The sequence below is a fragment of the Robinsoniella peoriensis genome (assembly GCF_000797495.1).
Taxonomy (GTDB): domain Bacteria; phylum Bacillota; class Clostridia; order Lachnospirales; family Lachnospiraceae; genus Robinsoniella; species Robinsoniella peoriensis.
In genome coordinates, this window is the sequence record NZ_JTGN01000008.1 from 336,266 (window position 1) to 359,679 (window position 23,414).

Annotated in this window: 38 protein-coding genes; 37 read left to right on the forward strand and 1 reads right to left on the reverse strand. The window is 33.7% G+C overall.

The window, feature by feature from the left end:
* The first annotated feature begins 18 nt into the window (after window positions 1-18).
* The 37 genes from QR40_RS18125 (at window position 19) to QR40_RS18280 (ending at window position 23,140) form a co-directional block, all read left to right on the forward strand.
* Window positions 19-393, forward strand: coding sequence for a DUF2513 domain-containing protein (locus QR40_RS18125; RefSeq protein ID WP_044296265.1), 375 nt, complete (start codon window positions 19-21; stop codon window positions 391-393).
* A 41-nt stretch (window positions 394-434) separates the two neighbouring features.
* Complete coding sequence (locus QR40_RS18130; protein ID WP_052430920.1) at window positions 435-1,094, forward strand: hypothetical protein; 660 nt, start codon at window positions 435-437, stop codon at window positions 1,092-1,094.
* 142 nt (window positions 1,095-1,236) lie between these two features.
* A complete protein-coding gene (locus tag QR40_RS31855) occupies window positions 1,237-1,386 on the forward strand; it encodes a hypothetical protein (RefSeq protein ID WP_160295834.1) in 150 nt (49 codons plus the stop codon).
* Between the two features lie 13 nt (window positions 1,387-1,399).
* Window positions 1,400-1,573, forward strand: a complete 174-nt coding sequence (locus QR40_RS31860; protein ID WP_160295835.1) for a hypothetical protein — start codon at window positions 1,400-1,402, stop codon at window positions 1,571-1,573.
* 87 nt (window positions 1,574-1,660) lie between these two features.
* On the forward strand, window positions 1,661-2,602 hold the full coding sequence (locus tag QR40_RS18135) for a tyrosine-type recombinase/integrase (RefSeq protein ID WP_044296266.1): 942 nt from the start codon (window positions 1,661-1,663) through the stop codon (window positions 2,600-2,602).
* 220 nt (window positions 2,603-2,822) lie between these two features.
* Window positions 2,823-3,227 (forward strand): type II toxin-antitoxin system PemK/MazF family toxin, encoded by a 405-nt coding sequence (locus QR40_RS18140; protein ID WP_044296267.1) that lies wholly within the window; start codon window positions 2,823-2,825, stop codon window positions 3,225-3,227.
* A gap of 65 nt (window positions 3,228-3,292) precedes the next feature.
* A complete protein-coding gene (locus QR40_RS18145; RefSeq protein WP_044296268.1) occupies window positions 3,293-4,249 on the forward strand; it encodes a hypothetical protein in 957 nt (318 codons plus the stop codon).
* A 76-nt stretch (window positions 4,250-4,325) separates the two neighbouring features.
* The gene (locus QR40_RS18150; protein WP_044296269.1) at window positions 4,326-4,631 is read left to right on the forward strand and encodes a hypothetical protein; all 306 of its coding nucleotides are present in this window, start codon (window positions 4,326-4,328) and stop codon (window positions 4,629-4,631) included.
* A gap of 24 nt (window positions 4,632-4,655) precedes the next feature.
* Window positions 4,656-4,811, forward strand: a complete 156-nt coding sequence (locus QR40_RS31865; RefSeq protein ID WP_160295836.1) for a hypothetical protein — start codon at window positions 4,656-4,658, stop codon at window positions 4,809-4,811.
* 10 nt (window positions 4,812-4,821) lie between these two features.
* Window positions 4,822-5,265, forward strand: a complete 444-nt coding sequence (locus tag QR40_RS18155; protein WP_044296270.1) for a hypothetical protein — start codon at window positions 4,822-4,824, stop codon at window positions 5,263-5,265.
* 39 nt (window positions 5,266-5,304) lie between these two features.
* Window positions 5,305-5,799 (forward strand): hypothetical protein, encoded by a 495-nt coding sequence (locus QR40_RS30015; RefSeq protein ID WP_052430921.1) that lies wholly within the window; start codon window positions 5,305-5,307, stop codon window positions 5,797-5,799.
* Between the two features lie 464 nt (window positions 5,800-6,263).
* Entirely contained in the window at window positions 6,264-7,037 is a 774-nt protein-coding gene (locus QR40_RS18165) for a phage antirepressor KilAC domain-containing protein (RefSeq protein ID WP_044296271.1), read from the forward strand.
* 98 nt (window positions 7,038-7,135) lie between these two features.
* Window positions 7,136-7,891, forward strand: coding sequence for a BRO-N domain-containing protein (locus tag QR40_RS30020; RefSeq protein WP_052430922.1), 756 nt, complete (start codon window positions 7,136-7,138; stop codon window positions 7,889-7,891).
* A 75-nt stretch (window positions 7,892-7,966) separates the two neighbouring features.
* Window positions 7,967-8,110, forward strand: a complete 144-nt coding sequence (locus tag QR40_RS31870) for a hypothetical protein (protein WP_160295837.1) — start codon at window positions 7,967-7,969, stop codon at window positions 8,108-8,110.
* 582 nt (window positions 8,111-8,692) lie between these two features.
* Complete coding sequence (locus QR40_RS18180) at window positions 8,693-9,196, forward strand: sigma-70 family RNA polymerase sigma factor (protein ID WP_276325445.1); 504 nt, start codon at window positions 8,693-8,695, stop codon at window positions 9,194-9,196.
* Window positions 9,193-9,894, forward strand: a complete 702-nt coding sequence (locus QR40_RS18185) for an ORF6N domain-containing protein (RefSeq protein WP_052430924.1) — start codon at window positions 9,193-9,195, stop codon at window positions 9,892-9,894. Before QR40_RS18180 ends, QR40_RS18185 begins: the two co-directional genes overlap by 4 nt.
* Window positions 9,891-10,067, forward strand: coding sequence for a hypothetical protein (locus QR40_RS31875; RefSeq protein WP_160295838.1), 177 nt, complete (start codon window positions 9,891-9,893; stop codon window positions 10,065-10,067). Before QR40_RS18185 ends, QR40_RS31875 begins: the two co-directional genes overlap by 4 nt.
* Before the next feature lie 101 nt (window positions 10,068-10,168).
* The gene (locus QR40_RS18190; protein WP_044296274.1) at window positions 10,169-10,492 is read left to right on the forward strand and encodes a hypothetical protein; all 324 of its coding nucleotides are present in this window, start codon (window positions 10,169-10,171) and stop codon (window positions 10,490-10,492) included.
* 36 nt (window positions 10,493-10,528) lie between these two features.
* On the forward strand, window positions 10,529-10,921 hold the full coding sequence (locus QR40_RS18195) for a hypothetical protein (RefSeq protein WP_044296275.1): 393 nt from the start codon (window positions 10,529-10,531) through the stop codon (window positions 10,919-10,921).
* A 31-nt stretch (window positions 10,922-10,952) separates the two neighbouring features.
* Window positions 10,953-11,282: a hypothetical protein gene (locus tag QR40_RS18200; protein ID WP_044296276.1), complete on the forward strand. Its 330-nt coding sequence runs from the start codon at window positions 10,953-10,955 to the stop codon at window positions 11,280-11,282.
* Window positions 11,254-11,652, forward strand: a complete 399-nt coding sequence (locus QR40_RS18205; protein WP_044296277.1) for a hypothetical protein — start codon at window positions 11,254-11,256, stop codon at window positions 11,650-11,652. Before QR40_RS18200 ends, QR40_RS18205 begins: the two co-directional genes overlap by 29 nt.
* A 116-nt stretch (window positions 11,653-11,768) precedes the next feature.
* The gene (locus tag QR40_RS18210; protein ID WP_044296278.1) at window positions 11,769-12,413 is read left to right on the forward strand and encodes a DUF559 domain-containing protein; all 645 of its coding nucleotides are present in this window, start codon (window positions 11,769-11,771) and stop codon (window positions 12,411-12,413) included.
* Between the two features lie 25 nt (window positions 12,414-12,438).
* The gene (locus QR40_RS18215; protein ID WP_044296320.1) at window positions 12,439-12,774 is read left to right on the forward strand and encodes a DUF4406 domain-containing protein; all 336 of its coding nucleotides are present in this window, start codon (window positions 12,439-12,441) and stop codon (window positions 12,772-12,774) included.
* Window positions 12,713-13,018 (forward strand): hypothetical protein, encoded by a 306-nt coding sequence (locus QR40_RS31450; RefSeq protein WP_152614238.1) that lies wholly within the window; start codon window positions 12,713-12,715, stop codon window positions 13,016-13,018. The genes QR40_RS18215 and QR40_RS31450 overlap by 62 nt, the downstream gene beginning before the upstream one ends.
* A 161-nt stretch (window positions 13,019-13,179) precedes the next feature.
* Window positions 13,180-13,326 (forward strand): hypothetical protein, encoded by a 147-nt coding sequence (locus QR40_RS31880; RefSeq protein ID WP_160295839.1) that lies wholly within the window; start codon window positions 13,180-13,182, stop codon window positions 13,324-13,326.
* A 94-nt stretch (window positions 13,327-13,420) separates the two neighbouring features.
* Window positions 13,421-14,062: a Sak single strand annealing protein gene (locus QR40_RS18225; protein ID WP_063837585.1), complete on the forward strand. Its 642-nt coding sequence runs from the start codon at window positions 13,421-13,423 to the stop codon at window positions 14,060-14,062.
* 20 nt (window positions 14,063-14,082) lie between these two features.
* A complete protein-coding gene (locus QR40_RS18230) occupies window positions 14,083-14,481 on the forward strand; it encodes a hypothetical protein (protein ID WP_044296279.1) in 399 nt (132 codons plus the stop codon).
* 16 nt (window positions 14,482-14,497) lie between these two features.
* The gene (locus tag QR40_RS18235) at window positions 14,498-14,962 is read left to right on the forward strand and encodes a hypothetical protein (RefSeq protein WP_044296280.1); all 465 of its coding nucleotides are present in this window, start codon (window positions 14,498-14,500) and stop codon (window positions 14,960-14,962) included.
* Between the two features lie 11 nt (window positions 14,963-14,973).
* Entirely contained in the window at window positions 14,974-16,320 is a 1,347-nt protein-coding gene (locus tag QR40_RS18240) for a DnaB-like helicase C-terminal domain-containing protein (protein ID WP_044296281.1), read from the forward strand.
* A gap of 15 nt (window positions 16,321-16,335) precedes the next feature.
* The gene (locus QR40_RS18245; protein ID WP_044296282.1) at window positions 16,336-17,337 is read left to right on the forward strand and encodes a CHC2 zinc finger domain-containing protein; all 1,002 of its coding nucleotides are present in this window, start codon (window positions 16,336-16,338) and stop codon (window positions 17,335-17,337) included.
* 36 nt (window positions 17,338-17,373) lie between these two features.
* Window positions 17,374-18,183, forward strand: coding sequence for a PD-(D/E)XK nuclease family protein (locus tag QR40_RS18250; RefSeq protein ID WP_044296283.1), 810 nt, complete (start codon window positions 17,374-17,376; stop codon window positions 18,181-18,183).
* Window positions 18,184-18,189: 6 nt separating this feature from the next.
* Complete coding sequence (locus QR40_RS18255) at window positions 18,190-21,357, forward strand: PHP domain-containing protein (protein WP_052430925.1); 3,168 nt, start codon at window positions 18,190-18,192, stop codon at window positions 21,355-21,357.
* 101 nt (window positions 21,358-21,458) lie between these two features.
* Window positions 21,459-21,938 (forward strand): ERCC4 domain-containing protein, encoded by a 480-nt coding sequence (locus QR40_RS18260; protein ID WP_052430926.1) that lies wholly within the window; start codon window positions 21,459-21,461, stop codon window positions 21,936-21,938.
* Window positions 21,935-22,399, forward strand: a complete 465-nt coding sequence (locus QR40_RS18265; RefSeq protein WP_044296285.1) for a hypothetical protein — start codon at window positions 21,935-21,937, stop codon at window positions 22,397-22,399. The genes QR40_RS18260 and QR40_RS18265 overlap by 4 nt, the downstream gene beginning before the upstream one ends.
* Entirely contained in the window at window positions 22,380-22,562 is a 183-nt protein-coding gene (locus QR40_RS18270) for a hypothetical protein (protein ID WP_044296286.1), read from the forward strand. Before QR40_RS18265 ends, QR40_RS18270 begins: the two co-directional genes overlap by 20 nt.
* 90 nt (window positions 22,563-22,652) lie before the next feature.
* Window positions 22,653-22,844: a hypothetical protein gene (locus tag QR40_RS18275; RefSeq protein ID WP_044296287.1), complete on the forward strand. Its 192-nt coding sequence runs from the start codon at window positions 22,653-22,655 to the stop codon at window positions 22,842-22,844.
* A gap of 104 nt (window positions 22,845-22,948) precedes the next feature.
* Window positions 22,949-23,140: a helix-turn-helix transcriptional regulator gene (locus tag QR40_RS18280; protein WP_044296288.1), complete on the forward strand. Its 192-nt coding sequence runs from the start codon at window positions 22,949-22,951 to the stop codon at window positions 23,138-23,140.
* Window positions 23,141-23,157: 17 nt separating this feature from the next.
* Here QR40_RS18280 and QR40_RS18285 read toward each other — a convergent pair.
* On the reverse strand, window positions 23,158-23,414 hold a 257-nt coding region (locus QR40_RS18285; protein WP_044296289.1), incomplete at its 5' end, for an IS5/IS1182 family transposase.

Genomic DNA, 23,414 nt, shown 5'->3' on the forward strand with positions numbered 1-23,414 from the left:
ATTTTATGGGGGTCATGTATGAAAAGAGATATGGAATTAGTAAGAAAAATATTGTTTGAGATTGAAAACAGTATTGACAATGTTGCTGAATATAATCTTAAGATTCAAGGGTATTCAGTGGAACAGATTGCTTATCATTGTGCAATATTATATGAAGGAGGTTATATATTTGATTATGAAGGAGATTATGGTAGTGATAACATAACCGGATTTGGAGTTGGAAGATTAACATGGGAGGGGCATGATTTTCTAGATAAAATAAGAGAAGATACTGTTTGGAATAAAACTAAAGAAACCATTGCGTCTAAGGGATTACCATTTGTTTTTGATATTGTAAAGTCAGTTTCTTCAGGCATTATATCCGGATTGGTAAAAACAGCGATTCAAATTTAAATATATGTAAGTTGGTAAACTGGATATGAGAGGATGAGTGTATGAATGAAGAATTAGCAAGAGAGTTAATAGACGTTGTTAGATCTAGTAATTCATTTCCGTGGGAAACTTGTATTAGTGCTTTAGCTTTGGTAGGATCTTGGATTGCAATCGCGTTAGTTTTTCAGGAGAAATATGAAAATAGTAGACCTTATGCCCAGGTTTCGTTTGAACTTCTTAGAAGCAGTCTTGCATGTGTAGTCATTCGCAATGTTGGGACTGTCCCTTTGACTATTAAGAGTTTGGTATTTAATGAGGATTTTATAAAGCAAATTGATGAGAGGAACAGAGGTGCATTTATAAATAAAGAGAATTTATCAGTGAATATTTTTCCTGGAAAGATGTGGGTACTGTGTTTAGGGGCTGCCACTCATCATATAATGAATTATGAATCTAAAATTCTTCATGTTGATTATAAATATTCTAAAATAAATAAGAAAAGAATTTATAAAGAAGAAATAGATATTGATTTTGAGCAATATAGGTATTTTATGGTTTACATTTCAGAAATAGATGAGTTGAGCAATGTTAATAAAGAAATCAATAAGAATTTAAAAAAGAATACTCAAGAATTAAAAGAGATACATACAATTATAAATAATTATGTAACATTGGAAGATTCATTTATTAGAAGTATAATTGATAATGTAGCCGAAGATTGAATTTAAATGCTGTAGCCATAGAAAAAATTCCTGAATCCATGCTCGAAGGAGTAATGAAAGTTTGGATATAGAAACTGAAAATAAAACTGTATAGGTTATAAGTTCAGTATAAGATTAAAGATTGGTTACAAAGGAGAGATTAATGGAAGAATTTTTAAATATACCAGAGTTAACAGAGACTATCACAGAAGATATCTGTAACGTATATAAAGAGTTGCAGGATATTAAAGCAGTAGCAAGGCAATATTGTGTTCCTGTTAAGGAAGTAAAATTAATTTTAAATAATAATTAAGGAGGAATGGGTTATGAGTGGGTTACTAGTATTTATTTGTGTTGTATGTTTAATTTATCAGGGAGTTAAAGAGGCTATGCAGCCAAGAAGAAAGGCTATACAAAAGTGGGATCTATATGAACAGGACTTGAGGAGATGTTCTAATGAGCAGATTGATAAGAACTGGACTAATGGTAAGTATTATTGATTAGTATGGGTAGAAGCTATTCACGATAAGCGGTGAGTAGCTTTTTTTGTAATAATATAATTATCTAGCTATAAGGAGGAATATGTTATGCGTGATCACCTAAATAGAAAGGCTGCAAAAGGAGAAGTGAGAGAAGAAGAGAAGAAAAAATCAGAAATTGAGGAGGAGCTTAAAAGGTGTAAGAATGGAGAAATCAAGAAATCAGGTGGTGATAGAAAATCGGGGAAGTCATGCACAACAGAACCGTTTAGGAGCCAGGAAGAGCTACAGTCAGCGAGAAGATACTTCAGAGAAAAAGCAGAGATAGCCGAAAGAGAAGGCAGAATAAAGGATATTATTAGATGGTATCGGAATTATGCCCTATTTGTAACAGGGATTAATACTGCCCTTCGTATCTCTGACATATTAAATATCAAATGGGAAGATATTCTGGATAGCAGCAGCGAATTTTATGATAAATTTAGACCAAAGGAGAAAAAAACACACAAGTTCAATGTAAAGTTTATAGTTCCAGATATCCAAGAAGGTATATTCTTATATAAAGAAGCAATTGAAAAAAGTGGATTATGTGTTCACCGAGAAGAGTATATATTCAAATCATTTGGAAGAGCCACTATGACAGCTGCTAATGTTACAGATATTTTAAAAAAAATGGCTCGGGAGTGTGGGTTTAAGTTTAATATTAATACGCATACAATGAGAAAAACGTTCGCATATTGGTATCTAATGATTTATAGAAATGATGTATATGCAATAGATGAATTAGCGGCTATGCTTAATCATGACTCGATAAAAACGACTCTTAGGTATGCGGGCTTTACGGAAGATGGATTTCTGAAGAGGCAGTTGGGGGTAAGTGAATTCTATAAAAATTTAGATAAATCTATCATGGTTATTGATACGGATATTGTATCATGCTCTTTTTCTAAGATAAAAGAATTAACTGAATTGGCTTACAGACAAGGAGCGAGCCCTAGCGATGATGATATGGAATGTTTAATGGATCTACTCAAAGAAATAGTGTATTAGGATAGCTTTGGCAAATTACAAAAACTAAACGAAAATAAATAATTTACCCATTGACATACTTTTACAAGTATGATATATTTATGGCAACGAATAGAAAATAAATAATATAAACGGAGAAAAACAACATATGGGTCATAATTATTGAATTAAAATTGGAGGATATTTTAAATGAAAACTTCTTCAGTATTATATAAAATTAATTCAAAAGAGAGGGAAGGATATGAATTTGACACAAGCTGAGTATAAAAAAACGATAAAGGAAGAGAAACCTAAGTGCTGGGATATCTATATGGCAAATGTACCAAAGCTTGAAGGGGATACAAGACACGTTCAATATGGCTATCGACCAGTCTTAATAATTTCTAATAATCGTGGCAATTCGACTGCTCCAACGGTTAATGTGTTCACCTTTACATCCAAAGGTAATAAACGGAATTTACCAGTACATGTCGAGATAGATGGTTTTGGGCTGCCGGTTAAAAGCACATTGATATGTGAATGTCCAAGAACCATCGGTCGTAATGATTTATGTGAAAAGATAGGTCATGTTGATGATTATATTACAAGACTAAAAATACAACATGCAGTAATGATTCAGTTTGGTGTGTTGTCAAGCTTACAATAATTGACAGTCTGGGCAATAGATTATATAATAGTTTGTAATAAATGGTTGCGTGAGGAGCATATGACATGACTCAGTATAATTATAAAGAATTGTTAGAAGAATTTTGTAAAGAAAAAAAATACACTGTTACCAGAGCAAGGCAGTTATTGCGGTCAGAAATTTACGAGACAGATCTCTTCAGATGCTCTCATGAAGAAATTCGTAATTTGATTATTTATAAAATGAATGCTGGAAGTCTGAGCAGCATCAAAACATATGTCAGCAATTTAAAAGCTTTTTATGTATGGTGTAAAACAGAAAAGCAAATAGATGTTGCAGATCCGTTTGAAAGTATAATGCTTAAGCCCCGAGTGCTGGAAGATTACCGTATTAAAAATCAGAACATAACAATTCTAAGAGATCATGATATAGATAATATTGCATCTAAAATAAGTCGGAACAGAATATATTATGAAATGTTAATGCGGAGTTTTTACGAAGGAATGACTTTTGAAGAATTAATGAAACTCAAAGAGGATGATTTTAACTATCAAGAAGGATATTTTCAAACATATAAGAGGAAATTCGTATTTTCTAAAGAATTAGGTAGATTATACTTACAATATATGAATGAAATAATATATGTTGATCGAAATAATAATGATAAATTATTTACTCATTTATATAAGGGTTCTTATTTAAAAGAGTCAATACGGATACCGGATAAAATAGTAAATCTGGATATTGAAAAATTGTCCCTATATTATGCAAAAAAAATATCTGATATTTTTAAAGAAATATCTGCAATGTGTGGTTTGAAAATTAATAGAAACATACTATTTAATAATGGGTTTATCAGTTTTGTTGAGAAAAAATGTGACTATGATTTTAAGGATGTTGAGTTATTATTTTTGGATTCGACTAATGTTACACATAAATCAGACGTATTAGAAGAATTTGCTAATGAATTTGGATTTGAGATGAGTGGTGGTTTTATTCGAGAAAGATTTTATTCTTATGTTAAACAAAGATACCAGTTATAGATCTTATAACTGGTTATAAAAATAAAGATGAACAGAAAATAAATAATATAGACAAACAAAAGTTCTAGGAGGGTCTATGCGCGAAGAATTATGGAGGTTTATTGTAGCAAATCAAGGAAGGGATTTCTTATATTCAATATCGCCACATGGGATTGGTTCAAGCATACAGAGGGAAAGACTTAAAGTTAAAAAATATACATGTTATGAAAATTGTAATTATTGGATATTGAAGCATAATACCTCTAAGGATAAAATATATATTCCAAAAAATATGATTGATATTCTGGCAGAAGATCTTTTTGAAAAAGATACATATATTAAGTTGAGCTATGATGGGTTCATAATAGAAATAATTATTTATAACAGCAATAGAATAGCATAACTTATAAGAAAGACTGGATGGTACATGAAGAAAAAAACAAGATGTAGATACTTAATTAAATTAATATGTGAAGAACAAATGAGATTGGCAAAAAGAGGTTTATATGAGACTAAAGAGTATATTGATCTTGAAAAAATTAAAGTTACTATAAATAAATTAATGGATGATAAGGGCAAATAAGGAGGTAGACGTGAATAAGGAATATAAAAGTATTGAACTCATATTAGAAAATTGCGATACAATCGTAATACCAGAAAGCCAGATAAAAATGCTTCGTTTAGAAAAATGCATAAAATCTTATGAGAGTAAGATTTGTGGTGACATTGTTGAATCTACTGAATGTAAAAAATTAGTATTACAAATATCAAAAGAAGGAAATAAAGAATACTATCCGTTTAAACAGAAAGAATTTAAAGAATACATATTTGATAGGATTAAAAGAGGCCTGGATATTACAGGCATAGAAATAGAGTACAAGGGTAAAGGAAAAAAGAAAAAAATATATGTTTTGTGGAAGGATGACTATAGCCAGGTAAATGCTTATCAAAGGTGTTACGATTTAAAGAATGAAGATTTGTTAATTATAATAGGTAAAAATAAAAATGCACATATATATATACAAGAGATTAGTTAATAGAAAATTCTAATAGCCAGGGAGGAGGCGGTTTGAGAGTTGCAAAAATACTACATAACGAATGGAAAGGAATATATCAAAAAAAGTGGTAGGAAATACTATACATGCAAGAGCCCAGTAATGGCAGATACATATACCGTAAAGGTAGCAGAGAACATTCTAAAAAACAGGCTGTGTAAAACTTGGAAAGAAACATTTTATCTGGAAGGGGTGGATGATTTCGAAAGAATTAACCTGGATGATATTGATACCCAGGTAGATGCGTCTGAAGACGGAAAAAATGATTCAGAAAGCAAGATTGTCACAGAAATAGAACAGTTAGCAGCAACGCTTATGGATCTGTATATTCCATCAAAGATCCAGCTTTTAGCTTACAAGAAAGAGCTGGAAAAGTCGCAATCGTTTTATGATCGGGCACTGCCAGATATAGACTGTTGGATAATGGCTCACAATCCACCTGCTCATATTAGAGCTAAAGTATATGGGATTCAACAAGATCTTGAACAAAAGCGGAAAGAAGTTAAAGAAAAATAAGGTTATGTATTAGTTTTAATAGATGCATATGATAATAACCACTCTTTATTTAAACTACAAAGTCAGCTAGGGCAAAAGAAATACGTTCCGTATACCCCTAATACATATATTTATAAAATGTTGGATGAACTACTAGTGGTCAATTAGAGAGTATTATAATATCATTTTTCAATGTATATAATTATTACAACAAAATAAGTTGCTATAAGAGAGGTGAAGCATGTGATTGGATACATAGTAAGTTTTGTAATTGGAATGATTGCTGGAGTTTTTATAATGGCATTATGTGCTATTGCTAAAAGAAATTAAATGAGGAATAGGAAAATGGCAAAGTTAATAACGATCATCAGAGGTCAGGTTTTATAGAAAAATAGATAGTGCCGGAGCGTTCATCAGTTGAATATAACATATCAGTCGACGACGTAACTATCAATAAGAAGATTAGCCAAAAAAAGGAGGATAGCATGAATGAATTAATGATTTTTAAAAAAACAGAATTCGGACAAATACGAACAGTAACCATTAATGAAAAGGCATATTTTGTAGCAAGTGATGTTGCAAAGGCACTCGGATACAAGAATGATAGAGATGCAATTAACCGCCATTGTAGGTGGGTCGTGAAATGCGACATACCTCATCCACAGAGTGCAAATAAGACTTTGGAAGTCAATGTAATTCCACAGGGAGATATCGTTAGACTTGCTTCGAATAGTGAACTTCCGGGAGCTGAAAAATTTGAAAGTTGGATATACGATGAAGTTATTCCAAAAGTTCTAAATTACGGAATGTACGCAGTAAATGAATTGCTTGACAATCCAGATCTTGCAATTAAAGCATTTACGGCATTAAAAGAAGAACGGGAGAAAAATAAAGCGCTTCAAGCGGAGAACGAGCGCATGAAACCCAAAGAGGTATTCGCGGATGCTGTATCTACCTCAAAGCAGTCTATACTTATAGGAGAGTTGGCGAAGCTACTTAAACAGAACGGATATACCACCGGAGAAAAGCGACTATTTCAGTGGCTTAGAGATAACAGCTATCTGATAAAGCGCAAAGGTACCGATTTTAATGCACCAACTCAGAAAAGCATGGAACTTGAGTTGTTTGAAGTAAAAGAAACAATTATAACCCATTCTGACGGGCATACGACAATTAATAAAACCACTAAGGTTACCGGGAAAGGACAACAATATTTTATTAATAAGTTTCTGGGATATTCCGAAAAGAAGGTAGGATAGAAAAAGAGCAAACAAGTTAAAAACTTAATTTCAAAGTAAAAAATTACTAATAGAAAACAAATATAAAGCAAAAGGAAGGATGATGTTTTATTAACGAATTGAGAATATTTGAAAATAATGAATTTGGTAAGGTGAGAACTATAGTAATTGATGACGAGCCATTATTTGTGGCAAAGGACATTGTAGAAAATCTTGGCTATAATTTAACTGGCAAACATGTGGCTTCCGAATATGTAAAGGCTCATTGTGATGACGATGATTATGTGTTTGTAGATAAAAACTCACCCAATGAGTTCGGGTCAGTTATAAATTACAAAGAATTAGGACAAAGAGGTGGGTATCTAATCAACGAATCTGGGCTATATGCTTTGGTATTTGGAAGTGAAATTCCATCTGCTAAGAGATTTAAACGTTGGATAACAAAAGAAGTTATTCCGCAAATTAGAAAGACAGGTGGATATATTCCTATCATAGAGGAAGACACTAATGAAACAATCATGGCAAAAGCATATTTAATTGCAACTGAAACACTTGCAAAACAAAAAGAACTTGTGAATAAATTACAACCATTAGCGGACGTGGCAGAAACACGAATTGAGATAAAGGGATGTTTATCACTAACGGATGTAACAAAATCTCTCGGGTTCAAACGTGGGCAGATTACAAGATGGGGTAAAGTACAAGGGTATTTACATCTCACATTGACAGAAGTCAATAAAGTTGGTGAAAAGTATTTTAAAGTATATTCTTCAGACCAGATTCATAATCAGATTGGAATTACAGAAGAAGGACTGCAAATAATCAGAGATAATAAAGAAAGTATAATGAAATTTACAGTAAAAAAAGCAAGTTGATATTAAGCATTGAAATCTGTCATTTATGGGATAGCGTACCTATACATCTGCGGACAGTCACTATAGATAACTGTTTTGCTATACCGCATTGGCAGTGTTGCAAAGAGCCGGCATATAGAATTATTCAAATTAATTTTGATGGAACTGTGGATGCATTTGGGCGTGGGGGATGGAGCGGTTACTTTGGGCAGCAGCTATATCTCGGTAGTAGATATTTGAGAGACCCAAGACCAAGTGAAGAGATTTACATATATATTTAAAGCAAGTAGCATGTTTAGGAGGTAGTTAATTGAGAATTTGTAATAATATAAATCAAATTTCATTGTGCGGAGGAGAGTGTTGGGATAGCGGCATTTGCCAGTCAAAAGGAAAATGCGAAGACTCCATTGTAGTCAATGAGACATTGGTTAAACAATTGCTTGCTGAAAGTGGAAGAAGAGAACGAATGATTAAAAATCTACAAAGTTGGAGCATAGTAGTACAATATTTAAATCTCGTTTCAGGGGGGCCATGATGATAAAAGCAAAGTGTTTGAAATGTAAATATTGGGTTAGATATTTTAATTCTAATAATTGTTTTTGTAAAAGAGGTTACTGTATAACAATATCAGCAAGGGGGCATAAAGAAAGACGTAGTTATTAGAATAGAGGGCAAAGTAAGAAGTGATGGGAGTTTAAAATGGACAGAGAAAGGTAGAAAATGGATCATTGAAAACTATTTTACCTGGGAAGAAAATATAAAATTAGAAATTAGAACATTGGAGAGGAGGATAAGGATATCACAAATGAGCAGCAACAAGCTATCGAAGAGAATCATAATTTAATTTATTCATTTTTACAAAAATATAATTTATCAGTAGATGATTGGTATGGTTTAGCAGCTATTGGTTTATGTAAAGCGGTAACAACTTATAAAAACGGAGTCTCAAGTTTTTCTACATATGCTTACAAATGTATGTTTACAACTGTATGGAGCGAGAAGAGAAAAGAAAAGCAGTCAGGAACCATCCCAAACCATCAAATCCTATATTATCAGTCGGAATTGGACAACAATAGTGAAGGAGATACAAATTGCTTTTTGAATTACATTCCGTCAGAAATGAATGTGGAAGATGACGCATTAACGGAAGTTATCTTTGAAGAGTATAGTAGTAAGTTGAATGGTAGAGAAAAAACTATTTTTAGAATGTTTAAAGAGGGTTACAAGCAAAGGGAGATTGGCAAAGAAGTAGGATGTTCTCAGGCACAAGTATCAAGGGTAAGAAAAAAACTACTTCAATATTTTGATAAGGAGCGAATACAATGAATGAATTAATGATTAACGGATCACAAAAATTTATGGGGAATAAGATTCCAGTAATATCCGGAGGGTTTGGAATCGGAAAGAGATGTATGTCAGATAAGACTATTGCTGATATACACGGAATGCAGGCTAAACATGTTAGGGCGAGAATTACAGATAATCTTAAAAGATTCAAAGAAAACGTTGATTTTATCGACCTGAAGCAACGTGACTGCGAGACGGGCACGTTGGAATTACTTCAAAATATAGGCTATGCAAAGCAGTCAGTCACTCAGGCGGAACACATTTACTTGTTATCCGAACGCGGCTATGCAAAGCTGATCAAGATCATGGATACAGATCTTGCCTGGGAAATCCATGACAAGCTGATAGACGAATATTTCGAATTGAAGGAAGACTCCATAAACCGCCAGCAGCTTTCCCCGCAAATGCAGTTGATGAACATGCTTGTAGAATCCATGTCTAAGAATGAGTTAGAGCAGAAACGCCAGGCTGAAAAATTAGTGCAACTGGATGACAAGGTTACTTCTATTAAAGAGGTGGTCGCTTTAAATCCGACACAATGGAGAAAAGACAGCTCAAGCATCATTAATAAGATAGCTAAAGATCTTGGCGGCTATGAGCACATTAAGCCGATCCGTGACGAGATTTATCGGTTATTGGAACATCGCATGGGTGTTGCTTTAATATTCGCCTTATGAATAAGAAGAAAACAATGTCTTTAAACGGCGTAAGCAAATCCAAAATCGATAAAATAAGCCAACTGGATGTAATTGCAGATGATAAGAAGCTCATTGAAGGATACATAGCCATTGTAAAAGAAGTGGCGGTTAAATATGGAGCAAGCATGAATGAAGATATTAATTGCATATAAAAGAGGGCAAATATGGATTACATAGAATGTCTAAAACAAGTAAATCATTAATAATCTGGAAGGATAGAAGAATTCAAAGATGAAAGGAGACGTAATTAATAATGTATGTTAATGTGCTGCCACCATGGTTTGAACCAACAGATGAGTTTAAACAAATTATTGGAAATAGAACATATAGAGATGTAATGTTTGCTTCCGATGTAACTGACTACATTGAAAATCATTTGGTAATGTTTCATGGAAGAAGAGTTTGCAAGGGTAGGTATGATGTGAAATTTCGTATTGGTTTTGCCGGTTGTTGTGAAGTGCTTGATGTTGATGAAAATAAAATATGGATAATTCGATATGATAATGCTGATATGCCTTATATTCAGTATGTAAATATAAATATAGATAACGGATATGTGGAAATAATTCATATCTAAAATCGTGAATTTCAAAACATAAAGGAAGAGTAAAAGATGGGATATTATACAAGGTTCGATATGAGCGTATATGATGGGAATTACAATTCATTTGATATAGCAAAGTATATGTTAGAAAAAAACAAGGAAAACGATGCTTTTTATGCTTTTGAATATGATCTGGAAAAGTTTTTTAAAAATGGGGATATGGACGAGCAATGCGGAGATGCTTTTGTTCTATCATTAGAGAGTAATGATGAAAGCAAATGGTATGAACATGAGAAAGAAATGCGCGATTTATCAAAAGAGTTCCCGGATGTTGTATTTAAACTTCACGGAGAGGGGGAAGATAATAAGGATATATGGGACAAGTATTTTATGAATGGAAAAATGCAATCTTGTCCCGCTCAGATGACACTTCCACCGTTTGAAAAAGAGAAATTAATTTAGGATGAAATGTTGATTTCAAAGGGGTATATATATGAAAGAATTTAAATGCAGTAAGTGTCATAGCAAAGACATTTTCATTGAAAAATCAGCTAATAATACAGGTCTATATTGTGAAAACTGCGGCAAGTGGATCACTTGGCTAAATAAAGACCAACTAAGATTAGCAGAACGGCAGATAAGTATTAAAGTAGCAATTGACCTTGATATGATTCTACAGCAGCTTGAAGACTATGGAAAATATAAGGGTATTTTAAAATGCGATGATGAAAAATGTGAGAATTACATTCCAGTGTCCGTGGCGAAGCAGATTGTACTATCCAAGGGGCTTGGCGGTGTGTTGGGGTATTTGGAGGCGAAGTGAAATAACAGAAATTTATTACACTCAAAATGAAAAACAATATAAAAGGATTTTAATCCGGTTAATTCAAGAAAAAGACTATAGTCCAGACGACTTGCAAGAAATAGGAATCTTTGGTTGCAACTATGACAAAAATAATATAGAAGATTGGGAAGATAGTTGTGATGGATGTGAAGTAGAGGAATGTGTTCTTTTAGAACATTTAGAAGACAAAGATGTTTTGGAACATTTTAAAACATTTGATGAAGATACAGAATTTCCGGCAATTTTAGTTTTGGCAGATACATATTTTAACGACGAAAAAGTAACATTGATATCCGTTAAAGAGGCTAAAGAGAATGCGAAACACGGAATTAGCGGGGAGTGGAATTGATGAAGAAAATTTAGTTTTAGCGGGGGGGGTGAGATAATATTACAAGATCTTACTGTATACAGGGAGATTTACAAATAAATACAATCGTTAGAAATATAACGGATAAATTTATTTCATTGGGTCTAAATCATCAAGCTGGATATTTATACAACATTAATGAAATATCCAAGTTATATTTATGTAGTGTTGAAACTATTAAAACAATTGTAAGAAGAAATAAAAAAATATTTTTAAATAATGGGGAAATGCTACTATACGATAAGCACGATGAAATTTTTAGAACATTATTAGCCACTGGAAAAATAAGTAGCAAAACACGAAAAATTTTATTAATAAATGTGTTTGGGGTTGTTCGTATTGCTTATTATGTTAAAAGAAATGAAATAGCAAATAATATAAAAGATTATATAATAAGAACATATCCTATACTACATAATGAAGTGAATCAAGGATATTCAGATAACATGTATTATAAAAAATATGAAGAAGAATTGGGGATTTTAATACATAGTATTTTTGGTGGCTCTCATAAAATAGTTAATCAGTTCAAAATAGATAATTATTATATTGATTTTTTAATTGATGATAGAATTGCTATTGAATGTGATGAAGATGGTCATGTTTGTTACGATCAAAAGAGAGAAGTTGTAAGAGAAAGCAAAATAATCAACAGTGGATATAAATTGCTAAGATATGATACTAGAAAAGAAAACATTTATAAATTTATAGGAGAAATTTGTGATCAATTAAGTGTATGTTAAACAAGAAGAAGGAGAAGAGTTAATAATGAAGAAATTATTTATTTCACAGCCAATGAATGGCAAAACAGATAAGGAAGTCTTAGAGGAACGAAAAGTTGCCATACATAAAGCAAAAGAGATATTGGGTGAGGATGTAGAGGTCATTGATACATTTTATACAGACTTTAATCAGGATACAAAGCTATTGGAATATCTGGCAAGGAGTATTTCCGATTTAGCTAAAGCTGATATAGCATATTTCTTTAAAGGATGGGAAGAAAAACGCGGTTGTAAGATTGAATATGATTGTGCAACACAGTATGGAATTCCTACCATTACAGACAGCCCAAAAGAATGCTTATGGAGGTTTCATTGGAGTTGATGCAGCCATTGGAAAAGAAGTATATTTTGGAGAAATTCTTGGAAAGCATAGTGAAGTGTATGGAATTATTGAAGACGGTGAAATTGAAATTATATCTGATGAACCGCTAATTGTTAAGAATGCAACTGAAAGTGGATATGACCCACTAGATTATTTGAGATATGAATGTTCTGTTTGTGGAGAATCGACACTAGCAGAAGCATGGGATTTTGAAAAAGGCATCTGTTCATACTGTTTAAAGTAGAAGTGATATAAATTAAAGCTCACATACATGGCTTTATATATTTTTCAATCTTTACTGTTCTATATGTTATAAAACATATACAGTAAAGTTCACATAAAACAACATTATGTTATCGCAGAAATGCGTTGAGATAGATTAATAAATTCAGGAGGACATAAAAGATGAGAGACAAAAATAACTGGAAGCACAAAAATAATTTAAAGCAGGAAAAAATATTTAAGAAAATGATGGATGAAACTGTATTGAAAAAGCTAGTAAAGCCTGTTAACGATGCTAAGCACGGTGCATCAAAGGGAACACAGAAGTAGGCGTATAAATTTTATATGGATTTATGATGATATATTTCTTTACTATCACCGTAAGGTGTTTATATAGATAATCTAAAATTAAGGAGGAAACAAATTGACAGAGAAGAATTTTTTTGAGCAGCTATATGATATTGATGTAAGAGACAGGATGTATCAGAAACAGGGGCTGTCGTATATCCCGTGGAGTACGGCTTGGAGCGAGGTATGCAAGGTGTTTCCAGAGGCAACATATGAAATTAAAAAGTTTGGAGAAAACAGTCTTCCTTATGTAGAAAGTGATTTAGGGATTATGGTATTCACCTCTGTTACCGTAAATGGCATAACTAGAGAAATGGAACTGCCTGTAATGGATGGCTCCAATAAAGCGATGAAATCAGTTGAATATACATACAAAACAAAGAGCGGGGAAAGAACAGTGGCACCGGCAACTATGTTTGATGTAAATAAATCGATTATGAGGTGCTTGGCAAAGAACTTGGCGATGTTTGGACTAGGGTTGCATCTTTGGTCAAAAGAGGAAGCTCCAGAGAGCGTTATTGAACTTGATAAGTTACAGAAAGAGTGTATGGATTTGATCAAAAAGCGATGTGCCTTATCCGATAACACGAAGATAAAAGTAGGTGAAATCTGCAAAACAATACTTGAAGATGAAACTGGGAATCCAATAAATTGTGAAGATAACGAAAAATTAACGTTGCTGTCAAAAGAGCTTAAAAATCTGAGAAAAATTATTTAATAAAAAGGAGATAAGAATATATGGGATTTGGACAAGGAAAATTTGGACATATTTGGAAATTAGAGAATAAAGGAAACTATCACGTTGCAGAGATGTCAACAAGTAAAAAGAACAAAAACACAGACCAGTATGAAACAGATTGGGCAAACAAATTTGTAAGACTCGTAGGAACTGCTCATCAGCAGGCGGATCAGCTGGATATCAGCAAAAATGTTAAGATTGGCGCTTGCGAGGTTACAAATCGGTATGACAAAGATAAGAATACTACGTACACTAATTATGCAATCTTTAATTTTGAAGACGCTAGTAACAATAATGGAAATCATTCCAGCAGACAGGCAACTGGAAAAGGATCTGGTGATAGTTTTATGAACATCCCAAACGGAATAGACGAAGATTCTGAACTTCCATTTAATTAAGAAGGAGTAGATGCACATGTCCAATTCAAAAACTTATAAGTGTGCATTCCGACATTGCAGCCATGAGTCCTGTGAAGTATTGCAGGATGAGGCTGTCAAGCTTGGTAACAGGTATTTTCACGTAGATTGTGCCAATACTTATAGAAATATAAATGAGATAAAGGTTTTGTATAATGAGAAAGTTAGCAACACTGTTGTTATGCCGCAGTTAACCAGTGTCATTAACAATATTATATTTAAAAAACATGTAGATTCCGGATATTTGTTATTTGCGCTTCAATATGCAATAAGCACAAAGAGAAAAATAAATTATCCGCAAGGTTTACATTATGTCATTGATGATTATCGTATAAAAAATGCGTGGGAAAAGAAACAATTACAGAGTATCGGTAAAGTGAAATTCGAAGCTAAGAGCAATAATGAACCAATGTTTCAAGTCATTGAGCCGAAGAAAAAGGGACTTGATAATCTATATGACTAGGAGGACACGATTTGGATGTATTAGAGTTAGCTGATAATCAAGCTGAAAGTGGTGTGATTTCCACCCTGGTTTACCATCCAGAGTTTATTTTACATACCGATTATCTAAAGCCTGGATATTTTTTCAATCAAGATAACGGCTGTATATATTGGAGTATTTCGGAACTTTATAAAAAGGGTATTGATAATATTGATGCGTTTAATATCTCAAATATGCTATCAAGCAACAAAGCAGTACAGCACACAATCAATAAATATAATCTTCCGTCTATCCAGGAATACATAGACTTATGTGGAGAAACAGCAAGGCATACGCTTGAAGAGTACAAATTATTAGCCCAGAACGTAGTTACGCTATCATATAAAAGAGATTTGATTAGAAGTATGAAAGAAATAGAAAAAATATGCATGGACAAATCTATTACACTATCTGAACTCAACAAAAAAAGAAACGAAATCCTGCAAAAGCTTGATGAAAAGTATATTGTCTCTGAAGAGATTAAATTATTGGGAGACGAAGCCGAAGACCTGTGGAATGAAATCTGTGATAGGAGAACTGACACTGGATTCTATGGCATACCTTCCGTGTTTAAAATATTAAGCAATTGGTTTACCTATGAACCATCTGAACTAGTTGTTATTCAGGCTAAGTATAAACAAGGGAAATCTGTTGTTATGATGCTTGAAGCGCTCCATAAAATCAAAAATGGAATTCCTACGCTGTATGTAGACAGGGAAATGTCAGACCGTATTTTTTATGAGCGGTGTTTAGCATCTTTAACTGGTGTTGATGTTAAGAGAATAAAGAATGGCAGATATTCAGGGGAAGAAGAAGAAAAGATTAAAAAGGCAAATATATGGATGAAAAAGCAGCCTTTTGTCCATGTGTATCGACCAGATTTATCTGACGAAGAATTGTATTCCATGTGTAAAATATTGAAATACAAAATGGGTTTGCAGTTTGTGATTGATGATTATTTAAAAAGTAATGCAACATCCAGTTCTGATAACTACAACATATTGGGAACCCGTACAGATTTCTTGAAAAATAAGATTGCGGGTGAATTAAATCTTGCAGTGTTGACAGCAGCGCAGTTAAACCGACAAGGCGAAATCAGCGATTCCTTGAAAATTAACCGATATTTATCTGTTGGAATTAAATGGTTTTTAAAAACTCAAGAACAGATTGCGAATGACGGTTTACAGTGTGGAAATGCCGGGATGAAAATCTATATAAATCGTTTGGGAGAACAGCAGCCAGAAGATGATGACAGTGCATATTTAGATTTTATTTTTGATGGCAATAAGATGATGATCTCAGAAGCTGAACAACATGATTCATCCAACGAATTTGATTAAAGGTGGTGAGAATGTTTGGAGTATGATGAGGATTTTTTAGAAGAGATATCTTCCCAGGTTGATTTGGTAGAGTATATAAGCCAGGAAATAGAATTAAAAAGAAAAGGAAAAGAATATTTTGGTCGATGTAGCAGGCACCTTGACAAGACTCCTTCATTCTCTGTTACCCCTTCTAAGAATGTGTTTTATTGTTTTTCTTGCGGCAGAGGTGGGTCAATCATCCAGTACCTGCAAGAGTATGAAGGGTTATCCTTTGATCAAGCAGTTGAAAAGACATGCTTGTTAACTCATACAGATGTATCGAATATGTGTTATTCGCCAACGGTTAAACTATTGAAAAAGCTTAGAAAAATGAAGCAAAGAGTCAAAGATAACAAACATATTATTATAGCCGAAAGTGAGTACCAGAAATATGATAAGCTTCCCATTAAAGAGTGGCTGAATGAAGGGATTCGACAAAAAGAAATTGACCTATTTGATGTTAGGATTGACAAAAGAAGTAATAGAATAGTTTATCCGGTAAGAGATCTTCAAGGAAGAATGATCAACATTAAAGGAAGAACCAGGTATCAAGATTTCAAATCAATGAATTTAATGAAATATATGAATTATTATCCGGTTGGAACTATGGATTATCTACAAGGCTTAGATATAACACTTCCATATGTAAAGCAAAACAACGAGATTATATTATTTGAAAGTATTAAAAGTGTTATGAAATGTTTTGGATGGGGGTATAGACATTGTGCTTCTGTTGAAAAACATTCGGTAACAGATGAACAAATCAGATTATTAATTCGTTTAAGGGTTAATCTGGTCTTTGCCTATGATAATGATGTTTCGTATCATACAAAAGATATTATCGAAAGCTTCGATAAGCTAAAGCGTTTTACTAATGTATATGTAATTGAGGACAATGAAAAGTTGCTTGGTGAAGCTGAAACGAAAAACAGTCCAGCGGACTTAGGGCTGCAAACGTTTGAAAAGCTCTACAAAAATAAAATAAGAGTGAGATAGGAAATAGGTAAAACAAGGAATGGAGGAAAAATATATTTGGCAAACGCAGAGGTTAAAAGTCCATACAGAGACATATTAGATGGACTGGTTTTCTCGTTTTCTACGCTTCATCAGTATGATCAGTGCCCTTATGCTTTTTACCAAAGGAAAATTGATGGCTCTGAAACCAATGAAGGGAACTTTTATTCTGATGCAGGTGGTTTTATTCATGAAGTCAATGCACAAATTTTTGATGGAACACTAAACATAGATCATGCAATTGATTATTTTATAGATAACTACGAAAATAACGTGGTACATACGGTGAAACAGTCCACTATGGAAAAGAAATATAATCAGGGAATTGATTATTTGGCAGCCTTTGACAGCGAGAAATTAAAAAATTATGAAATCCTTGGAGTTGAAAAGGAGGTTCACTTTGAAATCAATGGCTACAAATTCGTAGGGTTTATTGATTTGCTGCTCAGAAATAAACAGACCAGAAAAATTTTGCTGGTAGATCATAAATCTCTTGACCATTTTATGAAGAAAGATGGCACTCCATTAAAAAGCCAGTTACAGCATTATGAAGCATATAGCAGGCAGATGTATCTGTACTCGAAGGCAGTGTATGACGAATTTGACGAATATCCAGATAGAATTATTTGGAATCATTTCTTTGACCAGCAGGTGACGAATATTCCTTTTTCAGTTGAAGATTACGAAAAGGCAATGGTTTGGGCTGTTGATACGATTCACAAAATCTACAAAGATACGAAGTTTGAACCAAATCAGAGTTATATGATGTGCAGGGTGCTGTGCGGATATCGAAATTCTTGCTGTTATGTTAATGAAAAAGAGATTTAGAGGCAGGTGATTAAACTGAATAATTATGTATGCATACATCTGCATAGTGATATGAGTAATGGAACAATAAATATAGATAGTATTACAAAATATGATGACTATATCCATAAGGCAAAAGAGTGCGGAATGAATGCCATTTGCTTTACAGAGCATGGAAATATGTTTTCATGGGTCAATAAGAAGCAACATGTGGAAGCTGCTGGATTAAAGTATATACATGGAATCGAAGCATATATAACAGAGTCACTACAAGAAAAAATAAGAGATAATTACCACTGCATCTTAATTGCCAGGAACTATGACGGTGTGCTAGAAATAAACCGGATGTCATCCATATCATTTAATAGGAAAGACGGGCATTTTTATTATATGCCGCGTATAACCATAGATGAGCTAATAAACACTTCTGAAAACATTATTATAACAACAGCCTGTTTAGGGGGTATTCTACATAATGGCAGTAATGCTATAAAGGATAAATTTATAACATTTTTATCGCAAAACAAACAGCGGTGTTTTCTGGAAATCCAGCATCATTGTGACATAGAAGGGGAACAGAAAAAATATAATCAGTACTTATATGAATTAGGTAAGAATATCGGAGTGCCCCTGATTGCAGGAACAGATACCCATGCATTAAACAAGGAGCATTTAGAAGGACGAAGCATACTGCAGAAGGCGAAAGGGGTTAATTTTGCAAACGAAGACTCTTGGGACTTATCATTTAAAACATATGATGAACTTGTTGAGGCATACAGGAGACAGAACTCGTTACCGATGGATGTCGTATTAGACGCAATTAATAATACCAATTTATTAGCAGGGATGATAGAAGAGTTTGAAATGGACAGGTCATATAAATATCCTCATTTGTGGGAGAATCCAGAAAAAACATTTCAAACGAAAATCATGGAAGGTCTTAAAAAACGTGGTGTTGACAAGTATCCAAATTATCAGGATTATATCGACAGGATCAAAGAAGAACTTGCAGCTTACCGGCATAATGGTGCCATTGATTTTATGCTCCTAATGGAAGATATTATTCAATGGTGTGTTGGTCAAGATATTTTCGTTGGGTATGGAAGAGGCTCATGCAATGGTTCCGTTATTGCCTGGTTACTTGGCATTACGGAAATGGACAGCGTCAGGCATAAACTTAACTTTTCCAGATTTATGAATATCGAGAGGGTTTCTCTTTCTGATATTGACACGGATTTCCCGCCATCAAGAATAGACGATGTTAAACAATATATTTTCTCGAAAACGGGATTGTATTGCTGCGATATCGTTACATTCAATACCATTGCAGATAGGGGGGCTATTAGGGATGTTGGCAGAGCTTTAGGATATTCATTAGATGATGTTTCTGAATTATGCAATGTGGTGGAGGACGAAGAAAAGACGAAAGATGCCAGAGTAAAACATAAGGAATTGTTCAAATATGTGGATTTGGTAAAGGGAGTTATTGTGTCAGTAGGCAGCCATCCCTGCGGCTGTGTGGTAAGTCCACATGATATTGCGGATAAGCTGGGAACATTTACAACGTCAACATCAGATTACCCGATTAGCCAGATATATATGAAAGAGATTGATTGGCTGAATTACGTAAAGCTTGATCTTCTGAGATTAGACACCATTGAGTTAATCAATGAAACCTGTAAACTGGCAGACATCGAAAGACTGACACCGGATAACGTGGATATATCAGATATTAATGTATGGAACGCAATAAGAGATGACACAACACAGATCTTTCAGTGGGAAGGTACGACAGGGGAAAACTACATCAAAAAGCTTCTGTCAGACGATAACATACAGAAATTTAAAGAAGTAGATCCTGATATAGACCGAATGACTTTGCTTAGTATAGGAAATAGTGCAATCAGACCAGCAGGAGCTTCCTATAGAGATGATTTAGCGAATGGAGTAGTCAGAACCACTGGCAGCCCTGTCATCGATGATTTTTTGAAGAACACATTTGGTTATTTAGTATTCCAATGCCAGATTATTGATTTCTTGCATTTATATTGTGGGTACACAATGGGTGAAGCGGATATTGTCAGGCGGGGGTTTGCAAAGAAGACAGGAACAGAGGAACATATACCTCGCATAAAAGCAGGATTTATAAAAACCATGACAGAAAAATACGGTTCTACCGTAGAAAAAGCTGAGGCAGATATTGTAGCATTCATCCAGGTAATTGAAGATGCAAGCAGATATTTGTTTTCCCTAAATCATTCGCAGCCTTATTCATATGAAGGGTATGTGTCTGGCTGGTTAAGATATTATTATCCACTTGAATTTTTGACCACTGCGTTTAACATAAATAAAGATAAGGAAGAAAAAACATCGGGACTTACAGCATATGCAAAGAGAGCAGGCATTGAAATAAAGGCACCCAAATTTAGATTTTCAAAAGGAAAATATTTTTGCGATAAAGAAACTAACTGTATATACAAGGGGATTGGATCACTGAAGTTCTTTAATTCCCACCTGGCAGACGAGTTATATGGATTGAGAAATAATAAATATAATGATTTTATCGACGTGCTGATAGCGGTTAGAAACAATACCTCTGTAAATTCAAGACAGTTGGATATTTTGATAAAAATAGACTACTTTTCAGAGTTCGGTGAAATTAATCAGCTCCTTAAATATAACGAATTATTCAATAGTATCTATGGGAAGAAGCAGTTCAAGAAAGATAAGTTATCAGAAATAGGTATAGAACTGAGAGATATTGTGCCATTTGCTAAAAAGGAAACGGAGAAAATGTTTTCGAATGTAGATACTTATGCGATGCTAAAAAATATATTAACCATCATAACATTTCCAAAAACATCTGTAGCAGAGAAGATTGGATGGCAGAGAGAACACTTGGGCTACATAGATGTTATAGACAAGGCTTACAGAGGGCTGGCAGTTATAACGGAAATCGATAAGACTTATACCCCAAGGATAAAATTGTATGCCCTTGCAAATGGAAGTATCATCGAAGCAAAGATAGATAAGAAGACATTTAACTATAATAAAGTCACAGAAGGTGAAATTATAAGAATCGAGTCACAAACCTACAAGCCAAAATGTAAGCTGGATAATGAAACGGGTAAGTATAAACCAATTCCAAATACGAGAGTTATGTGGCTAACAAAGTATAAAAAGGCTGTAATTTAGATTACTTTGAATAGGTACAAATACAGCATGATAGGAGATGATATTACATATTAAACAGAAGGAAATATACAGATACAGAAATACAGAAGATTTTAAAAAATATGGTCATCCTCATTGACAGCCGGGAAAAATCTCAGGCACACATCGAGCTATGGCTTGATCAGCATAAAATTGAGCACGAGACATTAGCCCTCCCCTCTGGAGATTACAGCTTTGCACTAAATCCAATCCCAGAATTGGATATCAACCAAAAACAGTATTTTTACAATGATATTATTATAGAAAGAAAAAATTCATTGGAAGAGCTGTCCGGGTGTTTCGCACAGACGAGAGAGCGGTTTAATGATGAATGGAGCAGGTGCTACGCAAAAAGAAAGTACCTTTTAATAGAAAATGCAAATTACAAGGATCTGGTAGAAGGAAGGTATAACACAAAGTACTCCAGTAAGAGTTTTTTAGGGTCATTGCATAGTTTTAACGCAAAATATAACCTACAGGTTATGTTTATGCCTGATAAGAATTACAGTGCAGCGTATATATTGGCGGTGCTGCAGTACTATTTAAGGTATTTGATAAAATGATAAAATATGAGGTTATTGGCGGACTGCCATTTTATACACCGGTAAGGGATATGGAGGAATTTATGACGGTTGGGGAATTAGTGGAAGGTTTAATATATATGAAGGAAAAATACGACATAGGTTATCCGGATGACGATTATATTAACTCAGCGTGTAATTTGCTGGATAAACTTCCTAAGGATGGGAATGTAGGTGTATTGTTAGCGAAATCAAAGTTTGAAGTGTTAGACAGAAGGAGGAGTATAACTATAAAAACACTCATAAAAAGGATTAAAGAGCGCGCACGATCAGAGGGATTCACACAGGAATGTGCAGTTGCTTTTGCTGAAGGATGGTTTGAGACTATGACAGATATAGAAGAAAAAATATATACAGCTAAAGATATATTAGATTTACTTAAAATGTTTGAATACAGCCAGGAATTGCTAAAGGAGGAAGCATATGAAAATAAAGCAGATTAACAGTCAGATTAGAAGGGACTTTTGGGCGGATTACGAATGTGAAATGTGTGGTTATGTGGAAGTACATAAATCAGGGTATGATGACGAGAATTTTTATGAAAATGTTATACCGAAAATGAAATGTCCTTATTGTGGCAGAACAAGTAAAGATTCTTCAGACTAATATAGCCCTCTTTTAACAAAATATCCTGAGGGACATCAAATTTGAAAAGATTCTATTTAATATATAATTATATGCATTTGGAGGTAATCATTGAAAACTGGATATAAAATAGTGGCAATCATTGAGAAAGCGGATGGAAAGGAACCTTTAATACGAATTTCAGACCCGAACTATAAGGTGATAAAGGCAAAGGATGGAGATATCAGCATTGTTCATAGTATGACAGAAGAATATTATTCTATTATTAATAATACGGAGAAGAAAATTCATTTCACCTCTTAATTTTTAGGTTTCTAAAGAGTACGATATGTTTTTTTGGTGTTCCACTATCACAAGAGAATATTTAAAGGAGATTGTATTACTTTAAGCAATAATGGAGAGGAAATATGATAAAAAACATAGCTGTTCCACCAGGAGCAACTATTCGCGAATGGTTGGAAAATCGTGATATAACTCAGAAAGAATTGGCGTTACGCATGGGGATGAGTGAAAAAGATATTAGTAGCCTAATTGGTGGTTACGTTAAATTAGATCATAATATAGCTTTGAAACTTGAATCCGCACTAGAGCGTGTTTGAAAATTGCTACACATTGGTCATTTTAACCAAATTAATATTGAAGCGATACACAAAAATCCCAGATAGGTGAATGCAAGTTTGTCATAGCGGGTGGCAATTCTACGAAATGCCTTTAGCTTTAAAAAGAGTTTTTCTATCAGATGCCGCTCTTTATATAGCCACCAATCGCAATGACGTTCAAACTTTGCTCCCTTTCTTGATGGAATTGTTGGTTCACCACCTTGCTCATAGATATAGTCAATCAGTTTATCACTGTCATATCCACGATCAGCAA